This window comes from Pseudomonas sp. TE12508 (assembly GCF_056279485.1).
Genome location: NZ_JBWCCN010000005.1, coordinates 42862 through 65937 on the forward strand (window position 1 = coordinate 42862; position 23076 = coordinate 65937).

Below are 23076 nucleotides of genomic sequence, written 5' to 3' on the forward strand. Positions count from 1 at the left end.
AGGGTTGGGCGGGGGCTTTTTATTTGGATCGGCTTCTTTTGCGCTCGCGCATTGCCGGTGCGGCTGCAGGCGTAGGGGTATTGAATCCCGCTGCCAGCAGGCGCATTGCCAGCGGGCTTGGTGAGTGCGATGACGGCTCCACTGAACCAGCCAAAGGCGATTGGGCAGTCGTCAAGGCTGGCATTGTCGATGACCTGGCAATAACCGTTGGCGGACCTCCAACAGTTGGGGCTCGAACATTGCTCAGCTGCCTGTACTGCATTTGTGTCTGGGCTTCCGATACTTCCATAAGCCGTCCCATAGTCTGCACCACGGTTCCCGCGGCACTCAGTAGCGGGTTTCGGGAGAACGACGCCAGTTTTCCCACTCCCTTCATACCTTTGGCCACGGCATCGCGTCGGTCAGCCAGAACCTGCAGATCCTCGACCGGACTGTTGAAGGTGACCGACATCGGGCCCATGATGCGACCTGTTGTTTGCTCTCCCGCTACAGAGTTCAGCATCCCCGAAATGAGCTCCCCCGAGTGATACAGCACTGCCCCGGAAGGTGGCGCCGTCTGGGTCCTGACGGCGGCAATGACATGGGCTTGATGGGTGTTAGTGAACGCTATGTTTCCGCCTTCACCCAACTGCTCGAGGGCTATCGGAATTTCTCGGCGATAAGCCAAAGTCGATGGGTCCTGGCTGTCCGCAAAATAATTGCGGATGGGTTGCATGCCGGCTGCTTGAAGTGGGTAAACAATGCCCTCCTGGGCAAGATCGTGATAAACCTCGTCCTTTGTTTTTTGATTAGGATGAGGCGCCAGACCATCGACATCCTTGTAGAACAACGGATTGTTACGCATCGCCCGGTATCGATTCGGCCCATCAATGTTTCCCCCAGGATCCGGGTTGATCCATCGTTGCAACCACGCGGCGTAATATCTGTACCCGTAGTAGTCGAGCCCCGTCGCATCCCGCTCCTTGCCCGAATAACGAATGGTTTTGTAACTCGCTTCAACGACGCCCGCCCCGGCAAACCAAGCCGTTTCGCCAAAGGGATAGTAGGTTTCCTGACTGATAATTCGTGCGTCGTCGGCCAGTTCCAGCGTGCAGGATTTCAGGTGATCGACCAGGCTGTAGCGGTATTGATCGTTGGCGATACCGGACGGTGGCGCTGTTTCCCAATGCAGCACTCGCACGCTATTGAGTCCCGCCTGGGCGCTGATCACCTGCAATACTTCTCCCGTGCCGTTATCGCTGCGCATCTCAAGCCCCGGCAGATAACGCACTTCAGCCACCACGGTCCGGGCATTGGTCTGCAATGAGCGGATTTTGCGAACCCGCTGCCCACCGCCATCGTAGACATAGGACTCCCTGTCATTGAGCCCGGAGACGCGTTCCACCGGGCTGACCGACTGCAACTGATTACGCAGATCCCAATTCAGGATCCGTCCCTGATCCAGCTCCAGCAAATTGCCATTGGCGTCGAACGCCGCGGCGATGTCCTCTTCCGTCGGCGGCACACCGTTGCGCCAGGGCAGACAACGATTGCTGTAGCGCGCCGCTTTCAGTTCGCGCCCCCGACTCTGCGTGCCGACGTGCGTCAGCGTCAGCAGGTTCCCGCCCTCGTCATAGCGGTAGGTCTGGTGATAGTTGCTGACCGCCGCCGGATCGACCCGTCCCACCGACGCCGGCCCCTGCTGGAGAGTGCCCTCCTCCCAGCCGTAGGCTTCGATCAATTGATACAGGCTGTCGTAGATAAAGCGACTGAGGGGATCGATGCGCTGGTTGTTGAAGTAACGCACCGACAGTGCCCTGTCCTCGATGCTCAGGACATTGCCCATCCGGTCATAATCGTAGATCAGGTGTTGCAACAGTCGGGCACTGGCATCCTGTGCCCGGCGCTCCATCAGCAGACCGTCTTCGGGGCGGTAAACGAGGGTCGTCTGTACGTTGTTGCCAGCAGTTTCGTGTTCGACCTGGCCCTGCGCGCTGTACCGAATATCGCGCACCAGCGTTTGCCAGGTGGTCAGCCCATGGAGTTGCAGTCGCGCCTCACGCAATTGTCCATCAAGCGTCAGGTGGAAGACCTGACGATTCTCCTTGGCATCGGTCTGTTCCAGCACATGATCCTGTGGACCGAAACGCCACGTCGACGACGCACCTTCACCGGGCTCAAGCAGCCGCTCGCGATCGGCTTCCAGCTCCGGCCAGTCGGGGGCAACAGGGTCCAGGGTAAAGTGACGGACTTGCTTCACGCATTGGCCGGTGATCGAAAATGCCTCGAACAGCACCGTTCCGGCGGGATCGTCATTACGGATCAACTGCCCGCATTGATTCTGATCGCCCTGATCGGGCCCGCCATAGGTCATGCGTTCAACGGACCTTCGCGGCTCAGTTGCGCCCTGCTCGAACACTGCCAAAGGACGAAGCAGGCCATCGTATTCAACCTCGCGTCGTGTACCTCGGCTGTCCCATGCCAGCAAAATCTCGTCGCCCAGACCGGGCAGGTTCAGCTGCAATCCAGCATCGACGCTGACGGTACCCAGCGCATGGCCGGACAGCGAATGCACGGTCGTTGAATTGGCGGGTGTCAGAGGATCTTCAACCTGCAATGCCCAAAGCCGCGGATCCCACTGTTTTATCGGGTGGCCCGCAGCATCATGGGCCGTGCGATTGATGCGTGCTTCAGTGGGCAGGTTTTCGACGGCGCGCCAATAGTCCACCGTACGGATGGTCAAGCCGCGCGGGTCGACGACGGACAATTTTGGTGTTTTGTGGTGCATTCCCATCGTCAAGACCTGCATGCCTGTATGTCCTCATCTAACTGTTCGTGGACAGGCCTGGCTACTATCAGAAATGAGAGTACCGACCAACGGCCACCGATCTTGCTCCACGAATGTCCATTCCCGCGCCCCTTCGGTAGGATGGTGTTTATGAGTTCAAGGAGCGTTCACACATGTTCATCGGCGTCCTGCTGGTCATCACCTGGCTGATCCTGCTGCTGCGCTACCCGTCCAAGGCTGTGCCGGTGTCCATGGCCGCCGCTGTCGGGTTGGGCCTGGTGGCGGTGTGGGTGTTCTGGCTGGACACCCGCGAGGTCAAGCAACTGGCGCGCCTGGAGTTGCGCATCACCTACGCGCCCGAGCACTGCCCGGCGGATCGCCCCTTGAAGCTGACGATGAACAACGGCAACGACGTGCCGCTGACCGAACTGCGCTGGCGAATCGCCGCTTACGCACCGGGCGATACGGTCAATCTGGCTGACAATCAATACGCTGCGCCGCGTTATCGCGGCCCCGGCGAATTGCAGGCCGGAGGCAATTGGGAGGACTGCTTGCCAATGCCACCTCTGCGCCCCGGTTATCGCCCGCAAACCCTGGAGTTTCGCGCCGAGCGTTTGCAGGGTAGTTTCTCCGACTGATCCCTTTTCTTTTTGCACAAGGACCGCGCCATGCCCGTTGCGTTGATTACCGGTTGTTCCAGCGGCATTGGCCGCGCCCTCGCCGACGCTTTCAAAAGTGCCGGGTACGAAGTCTGGGCCAGCGCCCGCAAAGCCGAAGACGTAGCCGCTCTAACCGCCGCCGGGTTCACCGCCGTGCAACTGGACGTGAACGATGGCCCGGCCCTCGAACAACTGAGCGAGCGGATCAATCAGCAACGCGGCGGCCTTGATGTGCTGATCAACAACGCCGGCTATGGCGCCATGGGGCCGCTGCTCGACGGCGGTGTGCCGGCCATGCAGCGGCAATTCGAAACCAACGTGTTTGCGATTGTCGGCGTGACTCGCGCGATGTTCCCGGTGCTGCGTCGCGCCAGGGGCCTGGTGGTGAACATCGGCAGCGTTTCCGGGGTTCTGGTCACGCCATTTGCCGGCGCCTACTGCGCCTCGAAAGCCGCGGTGCATGCCCTGAGCGATGCGCTGCGCATGGAATTGGCACCGTTCGGTGTGCGGGTCATGGAAGTTCAGCCTGGGGCTATCGCGTCCAGCTTTGCCAAGAATGCCGGCCAAGAGGCTGAGCAACTGATCACCGAACAATCGCCATGGTGGCCGCTGCGTGAAGGTATTCGCGCACGGGCCAAGGCGTCTCAGGACAAACCGACGCCGGCCAGTGAGTTTGCCGCCGGTTTATTGAAGGCCGTGCAGCAGAATAAACCGCCGCGTCTGGTGCGTTTGGGTAATGGCAGCCGCGCGTTGCCGTTGATGGCGGGGTTGTTGCCCAAAGGGTTGCTGGAGTCGGGGTTGATGAAGCGGTTCGGGTTGCGCGGGCAACTTTGAGATCGCGGTGCCCCATTCGCGAGCAAGCCCGCTCCCACAAGGTTCTGCTGGGTGGCATAGATAGCATTCACACCAAAGATCACTGTGGGAGCGGCGGTGCGACGATTCGACTTGCCCGCGAAGACGTCAGGACAGACGCTGCAAAATTTCAGGAAACAGCATGACCAACTACACCGAATACTTTGACGAAGTGATCCAGGCTCACATAGCCATTGAACAATGGTTGGCCGAAGAGCAAGACGAATCCGAGCTTGAACAATTGCTCATGCGTTTTTCACCACAGTTTTCCATGATCTCGCCGTTGGGCCGGGTGCTGGATTTCGGGGCATTGAATGAATTGTTTCTGCTGGCGGGCGGGAAGAAACTCGGGTTCAGGATTGAGCTCAGCGAGTTGCGCGGTGTTGCGCTATACGACGGTGGCGCAGTGGTGAGTTACCGCGAGCAGCAGACCGATGCGACGGGGTTGCATTCTGATCGACGGTCTTCGGTGGTGTTCGAGAAACAGCCCGATGGCAAGGTGGTTTGGCGGCATTTGCATGAGACGTTTTGTCAAAGCTGAAACCGTTCCCTTGTGGTGAGGGGGCTTGCCCCCGTTGGGCTGCGCAGCAGCCCCAAAACCTGCAACCCCGTTCTTCCAGATGCACCGCATGCTCTGGTTTTGCGCCGGCTTCGCCGCCGAACGGGGGCAAGCCCCCTCGCCACAAGGTTATTCGCCACTTTCCTGTTTCACCACAACGGTGCAAGTAATCCCCGCCGCCAGCAGCACCCCCTCCGGCACTTCATCAATGTGAATCCGCACCGGCACCCGTTGCGCCAGGCGCACCCAGTTGAACGTCGGGTTCACGTCGGCGATCAGCTCGCGGCTTTGCGGGTTGTCACGGTCGTAGATCCCGCGAGAAATGCTTTCTACATGCCCCTTGAGCACTTCGCCGCTCATCAGTTGCATATCGGCTTTATCGCCCACGCGCACATGCGGCAGTTTGGTTTCTTCGAAGAAGCCATAAACCCAGAACGAGTTCATATCGACCACGGCCATTTTCGCTTCGCCGATACGTGCGTAGTCGCCGCGATGGACGTTGAGATTGGTCACATAGCCGTCCACCGCCGCGCGCACTTCGGTGCGTTTGAGGTTCAGTTCGGCGGCTTCCAGTTGCGCTTGGGCGTGCTGGTAATCGGCCAGGGCCGAGTCGGCGATGTTGCTGGCGTCGTCGCGGTTTTCCCTGGAGATCACCAGGTTGTCGAGGTCGGCGCGGCGATGGGCGTTGACCTTGCGCATCTCCCACGTGGCTTTGCGCGAGGCCACCAGTGACTGCGCCTGTTTCACCGCGATGCGGTAATGCTCGGGGTCGATGCGCATCAGCAAATCGCCCTTTTTCACTAACTGGTTGTCGCGCACCGGCACGTCCACCACTTCACCGGTAACGTCGGCGGCGACGTTGATGATGTCGGCGCGCACCCGGCCGTCGCGGGTCCAGGGTGTGTTCATGTAATGCACCCACAGGGTCCGGCCGATCCACAGGGCAAGGGCCAACACCAGCAGGGTCGCGAGCAGGCTGAAAAGCTTTTTCATCAGGGCATTCTCAGTGGTAGAGAGTCAACGGTAAACAGTCAGCGCAAGAGCGCCGAACAGACAAGTAAACAGACTCAGACGCAATAGCGCCGGGTGCCAGAAGAAGCGGTACAGATCGAACCCGGAGAGGAACCGATCCAGCGCCCAGGCCAGCGCCGCAGCAATGAAAAACATCAAGGTCATGGTCGGCATGTACACGCCGTGGAAGGCGATTTCACGAGGCATGTTCAAGTCCTTGGGGCTTGGTGATGGCACTCGCTTTTATGTAGCCGGCGAGTGGCGATTGCGGGTCAAGCAGCGAGGTGCGGATGAAGTGCAGGTAGCTCTTCACCCGACGCAACGCCGAGGTATCGAAGTGCGGCGCGAAGGGCTCATCGGTGGCCTGCACGCGGCTGATCGCGTGGTCGACCGCGACCAGGGCACGCTCCAGATTGCTCTGGCCGGGTTGCAGAAACAGTCGCACCAGCGAACGCCCCATTGCCCGGATTGACTGGCGCCACGGTTGGGATTCGGCATAGGCCGGGTGCACCGGCAGAATCGCCTGTTCCTTGCGCAACTCGATGATCGCGTGGCCGACTTCCAGCACCACGAACATCCAGCGCAATAAGTCCCGTTGCACCTGCGGCTGTCCCGCTGCGAGGCCATAGGCCTGATGCAAAAGATCGCGGGTACGACTTTCGAAACTCGACGCCAAACCTTTGAGTTTGCCACTGATGGCGTACACCACTTGCTCGCGCAAATCCTGCTCCAGGCGCCGCCATAACCAGCGACTGTTGGGCGGCAAAATGATCGCCCCGGCCGCCGCGCACACCAACATGCCCATGATCATGGCGAGGTAGTCGTTGATGAAGGCGTAAGGGTTGTAAACCGTGAGGTTGTCCGGCACCGAACCGGTGCTGAAGAAGATCAGCAACCCCAGGCCAACCCCGGCGTATTGCGGCCGTGAAGTCAGGAACGCCCCGATCACGATCACCGGCGCGAGCATCACGCAGAGCAAGGGAAACCCGTCGATCCAGGGGAAGATGAAAAACATTTCGACGAAGCCGATCAGTGCACCGAGCAACGTCCCGCAAGCCATCTGAAACGCCATCCGTTTGGGGTTCGGTGTCGCCGCTGAAAGGCCGACGGTGGCGGCGGCGATCAGGGTCATGGTCGCCCCGCTCGGCCACGCGGTGGCCACCCAATAACTGCCGAGCACCACGAGAATGAATGCTGCGCGAAGGCCCGATGCCGCCGAGGCCAGCCAGTTGGTTTGCGGGGTGAAGGGCTCGTCCCAACGTTCCCGTTCGTGGCTGTGATCGGCCAGCGATGCGTGGGTCTGTGCATAACTGTGCAGGTCGTCGACATAGCGATAAAGCAGCTCGTAGGCGGTGTGAAAATCCAGCTGCTCGGCGTCGCTCGGATCACTCTCCTGAAAGGTCGCCCGCAGGCTGCGGACCCGCGCCGGCAAGTTTTCCTTATAGGTCGCCAAAGCACTGGCCAGGCGTGCAGCGTCGGGGCTGGTCAAGGCCCGACCGCTGAAACCGTCGAGCACTTCGGCCAGATCCTGTAACCCCGGTTTGATCGCCGCAACAACGTGATCGGTGCCGCTGCTGCGCAGGCGTTCGAGCAACTGATGCAGCGCATTGAAGCGCGTGGTAATGCCCATGAACTCGCTGTTCAAGCGACTGAGCCGCCCGTTGCGCCGACGCATGTGCGGGTCTTCGAACACTGTGACGCTGCGCAGTCCTTCCAGACCTACCGCCTCGGCGATAAACCGCACGTTGTTCGCTTCAAATGCCTCGCGCCGGCTGCGACCGCGCAAGCCATCGGTGACGAACAAGGCAAACACGCCGAAGCGCTGATACAAGGCATTGCGCATCGCGGCACTGGCGGTTTGCGGCAGGATCGCGGCGCTCACCAGCGTCGAGCAGAGAATCCCCAGGGAGATTTCCAGCACTCGCCAGACTGCTGCCATGAACGCGCCGTCGGGATGAGCCAATGCAGGCAGTCCGATCATCGCCGCCGTATAACCGGCGAGCACAAATCCGTAGGCGCGGAAGTTGCGATAACGCGCCGCGCCGGCCGAGCAGAGGCCGACCCAGATCGCCAGCGAGCCGAGGAACAGTTCGGTGTTCTGCGCAAACAGGGCAATCAACGCGACCATCACCGCCGACCCGGCCAACGTGCCGAGGAAGCGATAGAAGCTCTTGGCGAAAACCTGGCCGCTTTGCGGTTGCATGACGATGAATACGGTGATCATCGCGGTGCGCGGTTGCGGCAGCTCAAGACGCATGGCCAGCCACAGGGTCAGGAACGCCGCGAACAGCACCTTGAAAATGTACACCCAGGTCACGCCGTCGCTGCGTGCCCAGTCGAAAAAGCCCCGGCGCCATTCAAGGGAATACAGCCAGCGCAAAGGTGCGGGCAAGGGAGTCATGGGATTTTGCTCAATGAAATTCAGTCAGGTCGCAGAACCTGTGGGAGCGAGCCTGCTCGCGATGGCGATTTCACATTCAACATTGATGTCGACTGACACACCGCTATCGCGAGCAGGCTCGCTCCCACAGGTTTTGTGTTCAACGCAAAAGAACCGGGGTTTTCGGGGGTTGGGTTTTCTCGGCATTCGGGACGTCGTTGCCAGCGCCGAGGCCTCCGCCCAAAGCAGTCACCAATTCCGCATGAGCGCTCAACCGTGCAGCCTGAACCTGCTGCTGCACTTGTTGCTGTTTGAACAACAAAGTCTGCGCATTGAGCACGTTGAGGTAATCGGTGAGCCCGCGCTGATAGGCGATCATCGCGATGTCGTAGGTCTTCTGCGCCGTGGCCACCGACTCGGCGGCGAAGGCCTGTTGCTTGTCCATCGACTCGCGGCGAATCAGCTGGTCGGAGATGTTCTTCAGCGCATTGACCAGCGTCTGGTTGTACCTGGCCACCGCGATGTCATAACCCGCCGAGACCTCGCCCAACTCCGCACGCAAGCGGCCGCCGTCGAAGATCGGCAACGAAATCGCCGGACCAACGCTGTAGTTGAGCTTCTTGCCAGTCAAAAACTCCAGCGCACCACCGCCGGTGGCCATGTAGCCGAGACTGCCGACCAGATCGACGTTGGGGTAGAAGCCCGCGTGAGCGACATCGATGCCCCGCGCCTGCGCCGCCACTTGCCAGCGACTGGCAACCACGTCCGGGCGTTGACCGAGCAATTGCGCCGGCAAGGAGGACGGCAGTTTCAATGCCGCGCCCAACGACAGTGTCGGCCGTTGCAACTGCGCGCCCTCCCCCGGTCCCTTACCGGCCAACGCGGCGAGTTGGTTGCGGCTTAGGGCAATTTCCTCGTCCAGGGCATCGATTTGCCGATGGGTTTCCGGCAATGGTGTTTCGGCCTGGCTGACTTCGAAATGGGTGCCGATGCCGCCGTCCAGACGTTTCTGTGCCAGGTCGAGAATTTGCTGTTGCTGCTTCAAAGTCGCGGCAGCGATGTCCCGTTGCGCATAATGCAACGAGAGCTCGATGTAGGCGCGCACGATGTTGTTCTGCAATTCGAGCTGGGCCTGCCGTGCTTCGGCGGCGCTCATGTGAGCCATGTCCACGGCGCGTTCGGTGGCGTTGCTTTCGCGCCCCCAGAGGTCGAGGGCATAGCTGAAACCCAGCGCGGCGTTGTTGTCCCAGGTGGTGGTATTGGCCAACTCGCCGGGGCCGTAGAACTGATCGGTGGGCCAGTTGTGGCGCTTGAGGGTGGATTGGCCATTGATCTGCAACGACTCGGCGGACTCGGCAAGGCCGGCCATCGACCGCGCCTGACGCACTCGCGCAGCGGCCATGGCCATGCTCGGGCTGCCTTGCAGGGCGAGGTCGATCCAGCGGTTCAATTGCGGGTCGCCGTAGGCTTGCCACCATTGAGCGGTGGGCCAATGAGCGTCTTGCTCGGCGCTCTGAATGGCATCGTCGGTGGCCAATGCATTGGCCTCCAGTGCCTTGCCTTGCGGGGCAATACCTGCGGTGCCGATGCAGCCGCTGATTGCCAGGGTTAAAGCCAAAACACTGAGCGTCTTGAGCGCTCTGTTGATGCGACGCGGCACTGCTGCGATTTCCTGAGGTGGGAAGAGGTACGGAAAACGTGTGGGAACGGCTTTTTGTGGCGAGGGGGCTTGCCCCCGTTCGGCTGCGCAGCAGTCGTAAACCGGTTACTGCAATTCTGATTGAAGATCGCGGTGACCGGTTTTCAGGGTCGCTTCGCAACCCAACGGGGGCAAGCCCCCTCGCCACACAAGCCCATGCCTACAGGGCGCAATTCTAGGGGTGGGCCTTGTTGGCGATAAGCCGGGATTCTTGTGAATCTTTGTTACCGTTAACGCGATAATCCCTTGGTCGCACCTTTAGTCGTCTGTAAAGAATCAGCAACTTCGTGTCACAATTTGCCATTCGCCAAGAGAGCACCCCATGGACACTTTGCAAAACATGCGCGCCTTCAGTTACGTGGCCGAGGCCGGGAGCTTCACCGCCGCCGCCGTGCAACTCGACACCACCACGGCCAACGTCTCGCGCGCGGTCTCCAACCTGGAAGCCCACCTGCAAACCCGCCTGCTCAACCGCACCACCCGCCGCATCGCCCTGACCGAGGCCGGCAAGCGCTATCTATTGCGTTGCGAGCAGATCCTGGCCTACGTCGAAGAAGCCGAAGCCGAGGCCAGCGACGCCCACGCGCGCCCGGCCGGGCAACTCAAGGTGCATACCATGACCGGCATCGGTCAGCACTTCGTGATCGACGCCATCGCCCGCTACCGCAAAACCCACCCGGACGTGACCTTCGACCTGACCATGGCCAACCGCGTGCCGGATCTGCTCGACGAGGGCTACGACGTGTCCATCGTGCTCGCCAGCGAACTGCCCGACTCGGGCTTCGTCTCCCAGCGTTTGGGCATCACCTACAGCATCGTTTGCGCGTCGCCCGCCTATGTAAAAGCCAACGGCTGCGCGCACAAACCCAGCGATTTGCTCAACCACGCCTGCCTGCGCCTGGTGAGCCCGGTCATCCCGCTGGAGAAATGGGCCTTCGATGGCCCTGACGGCCAGGAAATGGTCACCATCAACAGCTCACCGTTTTTGGTGAACTCCGCTGATGCGATGAAGACTGCAATCACCAGTGGCATGGGGGTTGGCGTTTTACCGGTGTACGCGGCGATTGAAGGGCTGCGCAACGGCACGTTGGTGCGGGTGATGCCGAACTATCGTTCACAGGAATTGAATCTGTATGCGATCTACCCGTCGCGGCAGTATCTGGATGCGAAGATCAAGACCTGGGTCGAATACTTGCGTGGGTCGTTGCCGGAGATATTGGCGGCGCATCAGGCGGAATTGGCGGCGTATGAGTTGAGTGGGAGTTTGGGTGGGGCGCGGTTGGCGAATTGAGGTGTGTGGACTGCGGGTTAGCCCAGCAGTCCAGCGTACGTTCCGCAGAGCCAATACGCACAAAGGCCAACAATTGAATAGGCAAACATCAGATTGGGAATGACGACCCAGCGTCGTAGGTGTAAAGGAAAGTGCTTTATTTCATCGATACAATGCGGGTCGCTTTTCAGCAGGAATGCATCATCCTCACGAAGCATGGTCGAGAGATGAGTCAAGCGGTAATGACGCCCGTACAGACCATCCCCCATGACCCGACGGTTGCGACCAACGAAGTAAGAGTCGTTGAGGTGAAATTCGAGTTCTTCGAGTTTAAAAAAACAGATGTACACACGCAGCAGCGAAACGATAGAAACCAGGGCGAAAAAGCCGATCAGGATGGCTGTGTAGAGTAGTTTCAGGTCACTCATCGGGTTTGAAATTGTCGTACGCAAAGACACAAAACCACTCCAAAGCAACAGTAGTCCAGCGCTGACGACCGCAATCCGCATCATTTTTTTTGGAGTTTCAGCCCATTTTCTCAGACGCGCCGGCAAGATTTCAGCCTCCATAAACGCATACGGGTCCAACATCTGATGTTGATAGAAACTGCCCGTTAAAGCGCCAATCAACCTAAGTCTGTTCATCCGTCCAAACGGGCCGTCACCCGCCGTGTTTCGATTGATACTCACCAAATGAGACGCGTTGAAGTGACCTTCAATTTGGTCGAGTTTGAAGTAGGCGCCCAATAATAAGAGGGTCTGACTGAGCAAAATCATCAGAAAAACAAGTACCCAACCAATCAAATGCACATTCTCAGCGCCACTCATGGTTGTGTGAGCTCATATATTTTTTCACCTATTTCTCCGCCAATTTCTGAGCCTTTGGTTCCCGTCGCACTGGCGACAGCACCCGACACCAGCAGCGCACAAACGATTCCACCAACACCCAATGTCTCCACACCTATTGCCGCGCACACTCCATATTTCAGTGCGCTACTCGCTACATATCCGGCGGCAACACCTCCGCTAATACTTCCTGCCAACTTGCCTCCCTCTACGAATCTAGCTTGGGAGCATTCATCCTTGCTTCCACTGCGACAGGCTTCATCAACTCTCATCGCCGCCGCCCCCATCGCCAATCCAATACCAACATAGCCTCCTGCCTTCAAGTACTTCACCGCTCTGGATACGCCCTGAATATTCGTTGCATAGCCCGGCAGTTGGGTAGGGGCGCCAGCCTTGTTCCAATGGTGAATTGTTCTGCGAGTAGAAAGACCCAATGCTCGTTTAAGCCTGGGATGATCAGGAATGCCTGTGCCTTTACGTACCAGCGGGCCAAGGCTGGCATTGATCTTTGCCATCATCCGTTTGCGATGGGTAAAGAAATCCCTCGATCGCAAGTGGCCGTGCTGACGGTATTGTTGCTGATGCAGTTTCTCTAACTCGATGAGCGTACCTTTGAGGTTTTCCAGGTGTTGGCCGACCATGAAGGACGCCACACCCAACGACCCCGCCGACACCTCCAAAAACGGCTCAATCACTTCATGATTTTCGACCATGAACGAAGCCTCTTCTTCGCTCAGGTCCTTAAGCGCTTCGTTGACCTTCTGCGCCGCGATCATCATTTGCGCCTCTTCGCGGCGGCACATGTAATGCCGTGAATCGCTGAAAATCACCATTTGCCCCGGTTTCACCCGATCACCGAGATGGCGATTGAGCGAGCGGAATTCCCGGCGCAGCGCATCGCTTGGCGGGTTTTCGTACAGTGAGCGCTCAAGGGCTTCGAGGGTCATGGGCTGCTGAATGATGTAGAAGCCCGACTCCACGGGTTTGGGCAGAGCAAAGGCGTGTTCTTCGACCAGATGCTGCGCTGGTGGCGGCTCAGGTTTGGGTTTGAAGGCATTCCATGAAGCACCGCCGTTATCGGGATCGATGCGGGGCGTCACCATGACCCAATCGCCGTTGCTAACAGCATTGATGAGTTTCTGCTGGTTGGCGGCCTGCATGTAGTTGGAGCGGTTGGCGCCGATCGCGCCAAGCAGATCGTCGAAGCCTTGCAGGTCGTAAGGATAGTTCAGGGCCTGGCGCAGGTCGGCGACGGCTTGATGGCTGTCTAGCACCTGGCCGTGTTGGCCGGCGAGTTGGTTTTTGGGGATGAGTCTGGTCACGCTCGTGTCCCGTTCCTTGGAAATGGGAGACTTTGGCGAGTGGACTCAAGGGGGGATGCCGGGCGATTCGCCTTTGCGTGTAGGGGAAGTCCGAGTTTTCATGATGGCGACACTGTCGGCGCTGCCGAAGGGCTGGGATCTTTTGATCTTTACGTCATTGATAGCGCCGGAAGATCAAAAGATCGCAGCCTTCGGCAGCTCCTACAGACGGGGTGATTTTTGAGGATGTTTCCCACAGGTTTTGACGGTTGTTGCTTCGGAAACGAAGTGGGTAGGCTTTGTGGGTCGCTACCAAATCAGCGATCAGGTCTGGAAAACCTGGCGAACACTTACCAAACCCCATGGCATACTGCGGCGCTTTTTTCTGCACGCAATTCCTTGTTATGGCGGCTGTGCGCGGGAGACCTTCGGGTCTGCCGGGTTTGGTGGATGTTCCGGTTTTTCCAGTCCGCGCGCAGCTGCCACCCTTTCGTCTGGAAAACGAAAGATGGCAGTTCCACTTCATCTGCCAATGAGTAACTTCCGCATGATTAAAGAAACACCGAATCCTCCTGAAACCGACGACGTTTCCCCCTACGAATCCCTCGATTCAAAAAAGCTCCACGAAGCCGCTAACCGCGCGCTCGATCACTACCTCAATCCAGCCGCTCTCAAATCCCCCGTGGCTCGCAAGCCAAGCACGATGTATATGGTTGCGCCGGATATCAAAGACGAAGACCTGTTGGCCCACACCTGTGAATCGTTGGCCCAGGCCAGTGTGATGGCAACTGATTTTGCGGGGTATCTGGAAGGCCCGCATCGGAATACGGCCATGGCGATTCAGCAAATCGTCATGCTGGCCGAGCTGGCGGTGAACCGGATGCTGGATAATCTCAACGTGCCAAAACCCGCGCCACACAGCTGATCCCCCTGTGGGAGCGGGCTTGCTCGCGAATGCGGACGCCCAGTCGACAAAGATGTTGCCTGACATATCGCTTTCGCGAGCAAGCCCGCTCCCACAATTGGACGGCGCACACCCGCAGGCACTCGCACCCAACCCGCGAAGAATGTTAGCGTGCTTGGCATTCTCCAAGCCCGACGAGTCGCCTCCAATGAAAAAAACCGTCCTCGCCTTCAGCCGTATCACCCCACCGATGATCGAACGTCTGCAACAAGACTTCGACGTGATCGTGCCGAACCCGAAAAACGGCGACATCAATGCCCAATTCAATGAAGCCCTGCCCCACGCCCACGGCCTGATCGGCGTCGGCCGCAAACTCGGTCGCGCGCAACTGGAAAACGCCAGCAAACTGGAAGTGGTCTCCAGCGTCTCCGTTGGCTACGACAACTACGACCTCGCCTACTTCAACGAACGCGGGATCATGCTCACCAACACCCCCGACGTCCTCACCGAAAGCACCGCCGACCTGGCCTTCGCCTTGCTTATGAGCAGCGCCCGCCGCGTTGCCGAGCTGGACGCCTGGACCAAGGCCGGCCAATGGCAAGCCACCGTCGGTGCGCCGCTGTTCGGTAGCGATGTGCATGGCAAAACCTTAGGGATTGTCGGCATGGGCAACATCGGCGCGGCCATCGCCCGTCGCGGTCGGCTGGGCTTCAACATGCCGATTATCTACAGCGGCAACAGCCGCAAGACCGAACTGGAACAGGAGCTCGGTGCGCAGTTTCGCAGCCTCGACCAGTTGCTGGCCGAAGCCGATTTCGTCTGCCTGGTGGTGCCGCTCAGCGATAAAACCAGGCACCTGATCAGCCACCGTGAACTGGCGCTGATGAAACCGAGCGCCATTCTGGTGAACATCGCCCGCGGCCCCGTAGTGGACGAACCGGCGCTGATCGAAGCGCTGCAAAACAACCGGATTCGCGGCGCCGGGCTGGACGTCTACGAGAAAGAACCGCTGGCCGAGTCGCCGTTGTTCCAACTGAAAAACGCCGTGACATTGCCGCACATTGGCTCGGCGACCCACGAAACCCGTGAAGCCATGGCCAACCTTGCCTTGGCCAACTTGCGCAGTGCCTTGTTGGGTGAGCGACCGCAAGATCTGGTGAACCCGCAAGTGTGGAAAGGCTGACTTAAAAAGGGCAGGCGTTTCAATCGCCTGCCCGCTCACTACATACTTTGAAATTCAGTCCGTCGTCATAAAAAAGATACACACGATAGACTCTCCATTACTTACCCGTCCTCAGGGAACTTTAGCTATGGAGAGCAACTACCTTGATCCCGCCAACAACCGACCAACTCATCAGATACAGCAAAATAATATTGATGGCCTATTTCAGTTTTTTTGGCCTGCTGGTGATGTACAGTAACTTTACCGACTATGCATCCAATTATGAATATGTCGGTCATGTCCTAAGCATGGACACCACTCGAGAAAACTCAAACCTGAGTTACCGGGCAATTACGTCACCCATACTCCATCACCGGATCTACTGGATCATTATCACCCTGGAAGTTACTTATACCGTTTTCTGCCTACTGGGCACTTATCATCTTTACCGAAATAGGTATGCTTCTCCCAAGGACTTTCACGAAGCAAAAAAGTTTGCGATCATCGGACTATTAGTCGCCATGTTTATCTATTACGTCTGCCTCCAAGTCATCGGCGTCGAATGGTTCAACATGGATGAGTCACACACCTGGAACGCCAAGGACTGGGCCCGCCACATTGTCGATTTTATAGTGCCGTTACTGATTTATGTGGCCATCAGGATCGAGCGCTGAGCGTTCAGCGCTCGATCAACAGCGAACCTCACGCCAACTTGCCGCGCCCCTGCACCATCAACGCCTTGGGTTTACGGAACACCAGCACATTCCCCAACATCACCAGCACCAACCCCACCAGCGCCGGCGCAGTCCATTGATAGCCTTCGACAAACGCCGACACATTCAGCGCCACCACCGGAAAGAGTACGGTGCAGTACGCTGCCCGCTCCGGGCCCATGCGCCCGACCAGCGTCAGGTAGGCGGTGAAGCCGATCACCGAGCCCGGAATCACCAGGTACAGCAACGACCCGATGTAGCGGGCATTCCATTCCATGTCGAACGGGATGCCTTTGACCAGACACCACACCGTCAACATCGCCGCGCCGTAAGCCATGCCCCAGGCATTGGTGGTCAGGGGTTTCAGGCCGGCCTTCTGTTGCAGACTCGACAGCATGTTGCCGGCCGAGAAGCATAAGGTTCCGAGCAGCGCCAAGCCCAACCCGAGCATGGTTTCAGGGCTGGCGGTATGACCGGCCAGCTCTGGCCAGAACAACAGGCCCAACCCGAGCAAACCCAGTGCACCACCCATCAGTACATTGCGAGCGATTTTCTGACCGAAAAACACCCGTGCGTTGAAGGCATTCCAGAGGGTGGCGGTGGAAAACACCACGGCGACCAGACCGCTGGGAATCCATTGGCTGGCGGTAAGAAAGCACATGAAATTGATGCAGAACAGGCACAAGCCCTGCGCCAGGCAGATCAGATGCCCGCGACGGTTCATCACTTGCAGACGGCGGCTGAGCAGCAACATCACGAACAACACCAATGCGGCAAGGCCGAAGCGATAAACGATCGACACCGGAATCGCCACCACGCCCAGTTGCCATTTCAAGGCAATCCAGGTGGTGCCCCAGATCAGCACGGTCAGTAGATACAACGAAATGTTCATGGTGAAGACTCCTGAATAGGCCTTCAGTGTCCGGCGCGAAACCCTTCTGCACTTGCATAAACTTGCGCTTTTGTCGGCCGGCGGGCTGGCAGGCCAACCTCTACGGAGTAGGATGCAAGGCGTTGGAGAGAACCAATCATGGCCGCACTGGAATCCTTGCAAGTCTTTCAAGCGCTTAACCGCTCGCCCAATGCTCGCCTGGAGCACAGCGCCGAGCTCGGTGACGGCATGGCCGCAGCTTTGTGGAACAACCACCACGATGCCCAGGATTACGAAGCGCCGAGCCATCACACCTTGTCTTGCTACATCGCTGGCGGTACCGGTACTTTTCGCCGCGACCAGCCCGGCACCAAGGGCGGCCCGGACAAGCTGTGCATTCTGCCGGCCGACCATCAGTCCGGCTGGGTGATCAACGGCGATATTCGCCTGGCCCACCTGTATTTCAGCCCCGAACAATTTGCCCTTGGTTGCGTCACGCTGCTGGATCGCGAACCTCGGGAATTGCAGTTGCGCGAGCGCACGTTCCTTGAAGACCCGCAGCAAGCCCGGCGCTTTCGGCAGTTGATCGCCCTCAACTGGGATGAGCCGGGCGAACGCCTGCTCACCAGCAGCCTGGCCCACGAAATGCTCAGCCATGCCCTGCTCAGCCAGGTCGGTGTGCGTGAGGGCTTGCGCCTCAAGGGTGGGTTGGCGGCGCATCAGCGGCGGCAGTTGGTGGAGTTCATCGACCATCAAATGGCCGAAGCCATCAGCCTTGGGCAATTGGCGGGGTTATGTGCGCTGTCGGAATACCACTTTGCGCGAATGTTTCGTGTGAGCTTCGGTTTGCCACCGCATCAGTATGTGTTGGCTCGGCGACTGGGCCGCGCACGGGAGTTGTTGCGCGCAACGTCGCAGCCGTTGGGGGATATTGCGTTGGCCTGTGGGTTTGCCAGTGCGAGTCATTTCACCAATCGGTTTCGCCAGGCTTTGGGTGGGACGCCCGGGGAATATCGGCAGGCATTCTTGCGCTAGCGCTGCAATCCAGTGGATTTTCGGCGCCTGTGCGGCCGCCTTCGCGAGCAAGCCCGCTCCCACAGGTGACCGAGTTCTTTCAGAGGAATTCGGTCGAATGTGGGAGCGGGCTTGCTCGCGAAGAACGATGACACGGTCTCCAGATCAGAGAAACCGGCGAGGAGCCGATTGCCGGATGCAGGCCCCGCCCCTACAATGCGAACAATTCTTGTTCTCTAACGTATCAAATGCGTCTGGAGCGGTTCCGTTGTCGTCAGCCACTACCGTCGAAGTCCTTTATCACGCCCATCACAACTGGCTCACCGGTTGGCTGCGGCGCAAACTCGGCTGCCCTGACAGCGCCGCGGATCTGGCCCAGGACACGTTCATTCGAGTGCTGACGGCACGGGAAACGCCCCAAATCATCGAACCGCGGGCGTTCCTCACCACCATCGCCAAGCGTGTGCTGTTCAATCATTATCGCCGCCAGGATCTGGAGCGCGCCTACCTCGATGCGCTGGCGCAGATGCCGGAAATCGTCGCGCCGTCGGAGGAGGATCGGGCGATCATCCTGCAAACGCTGATGGAACTCGACCAGTTGCTCGACGGTTTGCCGCGCCTGGTCAAGCGCGCCTTTTTGCTGGCTCAGCTCGATGGTTTGACTTATCCACAGATCGCCGTCGAACTGGGCATTTCCATTGCCACGGTCAAACGGCACCTGAACAAAGCGGCGATGCGCTGCTACTTCGCACGATGAACAGCCCTGCGGATTTTTCCTCCAAGGTGGCTGAGCAGGCCGTGCACTGGTGGATGGAAGCCCAGCAAGGGCCGTTGAACCCACGTCAGCAAATCGCCTGGCAGCAATGGCTCAATGCTCATGGCGAACATCGACGGGCCTGGGAGCACATTCAGCGGGTCAATCAACGTTTGCGCGGTTTGTCTTCACCGCTGGCCCATGCCGCCCTCAACGCACCGAAACCCGCCGGGCGCCGTCAGGCATTGAAGCTGTTGCTGATTCTCGGCGCGGGTTCGGCGGTCACTTGGGGCATGCGCGAGCACACTCCGCTGACGTCGTTGCTGGCCGACTACCGCAGCCCGATCGGCCAGCGACGTAAAGTGACGCTCGGCGATGGCAGCCAAGTGCAGCTCAATACCGCCAGTTCGGTCGATGTGCGAGTCGACGGTCAGCAACGGCTGATCCGCTTGCTGGAAGGCGAGATGCTGCTGACCGCCGCCCAAGCGTTTCAAGTACAGACCGCACAAGGCCTGTTGAAAACCCAAGGTGGGCGGCTGAACGTGCGGCAGTTTGCCGATCACACTCAGGTGGCGGTGTTCGAAGGCAGCGTCGAATTGACGCCCGATGGCGGCACACCGCTGATGCTGCAAACCGCCCGGCAGTTGAGATTCGGCGCACGCGGCATCGGCGCTCCCCTGCCACTGGACGCCAACAGCGGCGCCTGGGCCGACGGCATGCTGGTGGCCGCGCATATGCGCCTGGGGGATTTTCTCGATGAACTCGGTCGCTATCGCCGGGGGCAGCTTAATTGCGCGGCTAATGTTGCCGACCTGCTGATCTCCGGGACTTATCCACTGGACGACAGCGAGCGGATTCTTGATCTGCTGGAAATCAGTTTGCCGGTGAAGGTGAGGCGTTTTACCCGGTATTGGGTGACGGTTGAGGCGCGCGCGTAAATGATCGTTCCCATGCTCTGCGTGGGAATGCAGCCCGTGACGCTCCGCGTCACTTCCAGAGCCGAACGCGGAGCGTCCGTTGAGGCATTCCCACGCAGAGCGTGGGAACGATCTTCAAAAAAAATGAGCCGTTTTTCAGATCTGGCGTGACAGAGAAGGAAAGCCCCCTTGATTCAACCTTCTCAGGATCGCCTTTCATGCAACCCATCCGCGTCACACCGCTAACCCGCACCTTGCGCCAACTCTTGCTGGGCGCCAGCCTGAGCTTCGGCGCTCTGCCCCTGGCGCATGCCGCTGACGCCAAGCCGTACCACATCGCGCCGTCCTCGCTGGAGAACGCCCTCAACCAGTTTGGCCGTGAAGCCGGCGTGCTGATCTCCTTTGGCTCGCAAGTCACCCGCGGTGTGCAAAGTCGCGGCCTGGAAGGCAACTACACCCCTTCCCAGGGCTTGAACGCGTTGCTCGAAGGTACCGGCCTGCAAGCCCGCGCCGAGGGCGACAATGCTTTCAGTCTGCAACCGGCGGGTGATGCGGCGCTGGAGTTGGACACCTCGAAAGTGGTCGGCGACTGGCTCGGCGATGCGGCGCAAACCAACGTCTTCGAACATCCCGGCGCTCGCGACGTGATCCGGCGCGAAGAATTCGAACGCCAGGGCGCGACTCAGGCCAAGGATGTGCTCAATCGCATTCCGGGGGTCAACGCGCCAGACAACAACGGCACCGGCAGCCATGACATGGCACTGAACTTCGGCATTCGCGGGCTCAACCCTCGGCTGGCTTCGCGCTCCACGGTATTGATGGACGGCATTCCGGTGCCCTTCGCACCTTATGGTCAGCCGCAGCTTTCGTTCGCGCCGATCAGCATGGGCAACATGGACGCGGTCGACGTGGTGCGCGGCGGCGGTGCGGTGCGCTACGGGCCGCAGAACGTCGGCGGTGTGGTCAACTTCGTGACTCGCGCCATTCCCGATGAACCGACGGTCAAGGGCGGCTTCCAGACCGAAACCAGTCCATCATCCAGCCATGATGGCTTCAAAACCACCGGCAATTTGCTGGCCGGCGGCACGGCCGATAACGGTCTGGGCGGCGCGATTCTGTACTCGGGCACCCGTGGTGGCGACTGGCGCGAACACAGCGACACCGAAATCGACGACCTGATCCTCAAGGGCAAGTACCAGCTCGACGAGGCCAACAGCTTCAACGCCATGGCCCAATACTACGAAGGCAAGGCGGACATGCCCGGCGGGCTGAACGTCGCCGATTACGACGCTGACCCGTACCAGTCGACCCGCCCGAAAGATCAGTTCTGGGGCCGCCGCACGATGTTCAATTTCGGCTATCGCTATCAGGAAGATCGCCGCGAGTTCACCGCCAATACCTTCTTTACCAAAACCCTGCGCAGCGGTTATCTGGACCAGGGCACGTTCCTCTCGCTGTCGCCACGCGAGTATTGGGTACGTGGCCTGGAAACCCGTTTCGCCCAAGGCTTCGACCTCGGCCAAACCAGCCATGAAGTCGGCGTCGGCTATCGCTACATCAACGAGGCCGGCCACGAACTGCGCTACCGCACGCCGATCGCCAGCAACGAACTCCCGACCACCAACAGCCGCAACGACCGCGATACGCGGGGTGGCACCGAGGCCAATGCGTTCTTCGTCGATGACCGGATCGACATCGGCAAGTGGACGATCACGCCTGGCATCCGCTACGAGATGATCGAGTCGCAGCAGACCAACAACCTGACCAACGTGAAATACAAAGGCGACTACAACACCGCCCTGCCGGCGTTGAACGTGCTCTATCACCTGACCGACAGCTGGAACCTCTACGCCAATACCGAAGGTTCATTTGGCAGCGTGCAGTACAGCCAGATGCCTAACCGTGTGACCAGCGGCGAAGTCAAACCGGAGAAGGCGCGCACCTGGGAGCTGGGTACCCGCTACGACAATGGCGCGTTGCGTGCCGAGATTGGCGCATTCCTGATCAATTTCGACAATCAGTATGAAAGCAATCAAACCAATGACTCGGTGATCGCCCGTGGCGAAACCCGCCATCAAGGCATCGAAACCAGCATCAACTACGCCCTCGACGATTTGAGCCCGGCGCTGGCCGGTTTCGATGTGTACGCGACTTACGCCTATGTCGACGCGACCATCCGCGAAGACGGACCGAACAAGGGCAATCGCGTGCCGTTCTCTTCGAAACACAAAGGCACGGTCGGCGTCGGTTATACCGAAGGCGCGTGGAAACTGAACCTGGACAGCAGCTATCAGAGTGACCAGTTTGCTGACAACGCCAACACCTCGGCCGAAAACGCCGATGGCAACACCGGCAAGATTCCGGGATACATGTTATTCAGCAGCCGCGCCGCATATGACTTCGGGCCGAAACTGTCGGATCTGAATGTGGCGGTGGGGGTGAAGAACATCTTCAACCACCAGTACTTCACCCGCTCGTTCGATGACAACAACAAGGGCAAATACGTGGGTGAACCGCGGACGGTGTATGTGCAGACTTCAGTCGCGTTTTGATTCCCTGTGGCGAGGGGGCTTGCCCCCGTTCGGCTGCGTAGCACTCGCAGAACCTGCTGTCCGGTTTTTCCTGACACAACTCATTGGATGGTTTTGGGACTGCTACGCAGTCCAACGGGGGCAAGCCCCCTCGCCACAGAAGCTCCCTCGCCACAGGTTTCCATGGAACCACAGGAGCCGGCGAATACCATAAACGGGCCTGCAATGCAGGCCCGTTTTTCAGGTGGAGAGAAAGTGGGAAGGTAAAAAGTAAATCAGGCCTCAGCCGTTTTGTGCAGCCTGTTCGTTCTCGAGAAACTCGTCTTCCAGCAGCGCATCGGCCGTAGGCCTTTCGAACGGCACCACAGCGGCACGTGGTTTGCCCCGCAGTTTGCCGAACAGATGTTCAAGCGCATGTTCGAGTTTTTCAGCCGCACCGTCGATCGCCAGTTCCAGGTTAGCGGCTTTATGGGTAACAGAAATCGGTTGATGGCCTTTTGGCCGCGCTTCCAGCTGACAGCGCATATCGTGGGGACCGGGCTTGTCGCCGTTCTCGTCCCGCAGGTGAACCTCGACGCGGGTCAGGTCCTCTTCATAACGTTCGAGCGTGCTCTCAATGGTAGTACGTACCCACTCCTCCAGTCGGATGCTGCTTTGAATATGGTTATCGCTATTGACTTGGATTTGCATAGTTCATCCCTTATTTCAGCTAGCTCGCGAGAGGCCCTTCGGCTGGCCCTTGGGCTTCATCACCGTGACCTCTTGGTTACACAATCGGTGTGTGCGCAGAACATTTCAACCCCTAAAAAAAGATAAATATTCATTCGCAAAAAAAGCCGGACAACGGGTAAAAGCGCTGTTAATGTC

The 23076-nt window shown here is 59.0% G+C and carries 21 protein-coding genes; 12 read left to right on the forward strand and 9 right to left on the reverse strand.

The annotated features are described in order from the left end of the window. Window positions 1-19 precede the first annotated feature (19 nt). On the reverse strand, window positions 20-2788 hold the full coding sequence (locus ACZ9IM_RS08125; RefSeq protein WP_476223675.1) for an RHS repeat-associated core domain-containing protein: 2769 nt from the start codon (window positions 2786-2788) through the stop codon (window positions 20-22). 152 nt (window positions 2789-2940) lie between these two features. Between ACZ9IM_RS08125 and ACZ9IM_RS08130 the strand changes: the two genes are divergently transcribed. The 3 genes from ACZ9IM_RS08130 to ACZ9IM_RS08140 all read left to right on the forward strand — a co-directional run bounded on the left by ACZ9IM_RS08130 (window position 2941) and on the right by ACZ9IM_RS08140 (window position 4819). Further along, the gene (locus ACZ9IM_RS08130) at window positions 2941-3405 is read left to right on the forward strand and encodes a hypothetical protein (RefSeq protein ID WP_008070465.1); all 465 of its coding nucleotides are present in this window, start codon (window positions 2941-2943) and stop codon (window positions 3403-3405) included. Between the two features lie 30 nt (window positions 3406-3435). After that, window positions 3436-4260: an SDR family oxidoreductase gene (locus tag ACZ9IM_RS08135; RefSeq protein WP_123358528.1), complete on the forward strand. Its 825-nt coding sequence runs from the start codon at window positions 3436-3438 to the stop codon at window positions 4258-4260. 160 nt (window positions 4261-4420) lie between these two features. Next, entirely contained in the window at window positions 4421-4819 is a 399-nt protein-coding gene (locus ACZ9IM_RS08140; RefSeq protein WP_427623250.1) for a DUF4440 domain-containing protein, read from the forward strand. 147 nt (window positions 4820-4966) lie between these two features. On the opposite strand, the gene ACZ9IM_RS08145 is transcribed toward ACZ9IM_RS08140, so the two are convergent. The 4 genes from ACZ9IM_RS08145 to ACZ9IM_RS08160 all read right to left on the reverse strand — a co-directional run bounded on the left by ACZ9IM_RS08145 (window position 4967) and on the right by ACZ9IM_RS08160 (window position 9888). Further along, entirely contained in the window at window positions 4967-5830 is an 864-nt protein-coding gene (locus ACZ9IM_RS08145; RefSeq protein WP_476223676.1) for an efflux RND transporter periplasmic adaptor subunit, read from the reverse strand. 24 nt (window positions 5831-5854) lie between these two features. Beyond that, window positions 5855-6055: a DUF1656 domain-containing protein gene (locus ACZ9IM_RS08150; protein WP_007896379.1), complete on the reverse strand. Its 201-nt coding sequence runs from the start codon at window positions 6053-6055 to the stop codon at window positions 5855-5857. Beyond that, window positions 6045-8249: an FUSC family protein gene (locus tag ACZ9IM_RS08155; RefSeq protein WP_476223677.1), complete on the reverse strand. Its 2205-nt coding sequence runs from the start codon at window positions 8247-8249 to the stop codon at window positions 6045-6047. The genes ACZ9IM_RS08150 and ACZ9IM_RS08155 overlap by 11 nt, the downstream gene beginning before the upstream one ends. A 139-nt stretch (window positions 8250-8388) precedes the next feature. Next, on the reverse strand, window positions 8389-9888 hold the full coding sequence (locus ACZ9IM_RS08160) for an efflux transporter outer membrane subunit (protein ID WP_476223678.1): 1500 nt from the start codon (window positions 9886-9888) through the stop codon (window positions 8389-8391). A gap of 361 nt (window positions 9889-10249) precedes the next feature. Between ACZ9IM_RS08160 and ACZ9IM_RS08165 the strand changes: the two genes are divergently transcribed. Beyond that, window positions 10250-11218, forward strand: a complete 969-nt coding sequence (locus tag ACZ9IM_RS08165; RefSeq protein WP_008070477.1) for a LysR family transcriptional regulator — start codon at window positions 10250-10252, stop codon at window positions 11216-11218. 17 nt (window positions 11219-11235) lie between these two features. Here ACZ9IM_RS08165 and ACZ9IM_RS08170 read toward each other — a convergent pair whose 3' ends face one another. Together ACZ9IM_RS08170 and ACZ9IM_RS08175 are read right to left on the reverse strand one after the other, a co-directional pair. Next, window positions 11236-12024: a hypothetical protein gene (locus ACZ9IM_RS08170; protein ID WP_218398731.1), complete on the reverse strand. Its 789-nt coding sequence runs from the start codon at window positions 12022-12024 to the stop codon at window positions 11236-11238. After that, entirely contained in the window at window positions 12021-13364 is a 1344-nt protein-coding gene (locus ACZ9IM_RS08175; protein WP_427623255.1) for a hypothetical protein, read from the reverse strand. The genes ACZ9IM_RS08170 and ACZ9IM_RS08175 overlap by 4 nt, the downstream gene beginning before the upstream one ends. On the opposite strand from ACZ9IM_RS08175, the gene ACZ9IM_RS08180 reads away from it, so the two are divergent. The 4 genes from ACZ9IM_RS08180 (at window position 13351) to ACZ9IM_RS08195 (ending at window position 16083) form a co-directional block, all read left to right on the forward strand. Beyond that, entirely contained in the window at window positions 13351-13587 is a 237-nt protein-coding gene (locus tag ACZ9IM_RS08180) for a hypothetical protein (protein ID WP_476223679.1), read from the forward strand. The two genes, ACZ9IM_RS08175 and ACZ9IM_RS08180, sit on opposite strands and share 14 nt — an antisense overlap. A 303-nt stretch (window positions 13588-13890) precedes the next feature. Then, window positions 13891-14268, forward strand: coding sequence for a DUF6124 family protein (locus tag ACZ9IM_RS08185; protein ID WP_123501000.1), 378 nt, complete (start codon window positions 13891-13893; stop codon window positions 14266-14268). A gap of 187 nt (window positions 14269-14455) precedes the next feature. Beyond that, complete coding sequence (locus ACZ9IM_RS08190; RefSeq protein ID WP_476223680.1) at window positions 14456-15430, forward strand: 2-hydroxyacid dehydrogenase; 975 nt, start codon at window positions 14456-14458, stop codon at window positions 15428-15430. Window positions 15431-15573: 143 nt separating this feature from the next. Continuing rightward, entirely contained in the window at window positions 15574-16083 is a 510-nt protein-coding gene (locus ACZ9IM_RS08195) for a DUF2165 family protein (RefSeq protein ID WP_476223681.1), read from the forward strand. A gap of 28 nt (window positions 16084-16111) precedes the next feature. Here ACZ9IM_RS08195 and ACZ9IM_RS08200 read toward each other — a convergent pair whose 3' ends face one another. Continuing rightward, window positions 16112-17014: a DMT family transporter gene (locus tag ACZ9IM_RS08200; RefSeq protein WP_427623263.1), complete on the reverse strand. Its 903-nt coding sequence runs from the start codon at window positions 17012-17014 to the stop codon at window positions 16112-16114. A gap of 138 nt (window positions 17015-17152) precedes the next feature. Between ACZ9IM_RS08200 and ACZ9IM_RS08205 the strand changes: the two genes are divergently transcribed. From ACZ9IM_RS08205 to fecA, 4 genes are all read left to right on the forward strand, one after another. Beyond that, entirely contained in the window at window positions 17153-18028 is an 876-nt protein-coding gene (locus ACZ9IM_RS08205) for a helix-turn-helix transcriptional regulator (RefSeq protein ID WP_476223682.1), read from the forward strand. A 247-nt stretch (window positions 18029-18275) separates the two neighbouring features. Then, complete coding sequence (locus tag ACZ9IM_RS08210; RefSeq protein WP_476223683.1) at window positions 18276-18764, forward strand: sigma-70 family RNA polymerase sigma factor; 489 nt, start codon at window positions 18276-18278, stop codon at window positions 18762-18764. Continuing rightward, window positions 18761-19699: a FecR domain-containing protein gene (locus tag ACZ9IM_RS08215; RefSeq protein ID WP_476223684.1), complete on the forward strand. Its 939-nt coding sequence runs from the start codon at window positions 18761-18763 to the stop codon at window positions 19697-19699. Before ACZ9IM_RS08210 ends, ACZ9IM_RS08215 begins: the two co-directional genes overlap by 4 nt. Before the next feature lie 197 nt (window positions 19700-19896). Then, window positions 19897-22230, forward strand: coding sequence for a TonB-dependent Fe(3+) dicitrate receptor FecA (gene fecA, locus ACZ9IM_RS08220; protein WP_427623271.1), 2334 nt, complete (start codon window positions 19897-19899; stop codon window positions 22228-22230). 261 nt (window positions 22231-22491) lie between these two features. Here fecA and ACZ9IM_RS08225 read toward each other — a convergent pair whose 3' ends face one another. Beyond that, window positions 22492-22899 (reverse strand): HPF/RaiA family ribosome-associated protein, encoded by a 408-nt coding sequence (locus tag ACZ9IM_RS08225; protein WP_008070486.1) that lies wholly within the window; start codon window positions 22897-22899, stop codon window positions 22492-22494. Window positions 22900-23076 lie beyond the last annotated feature (177 nt).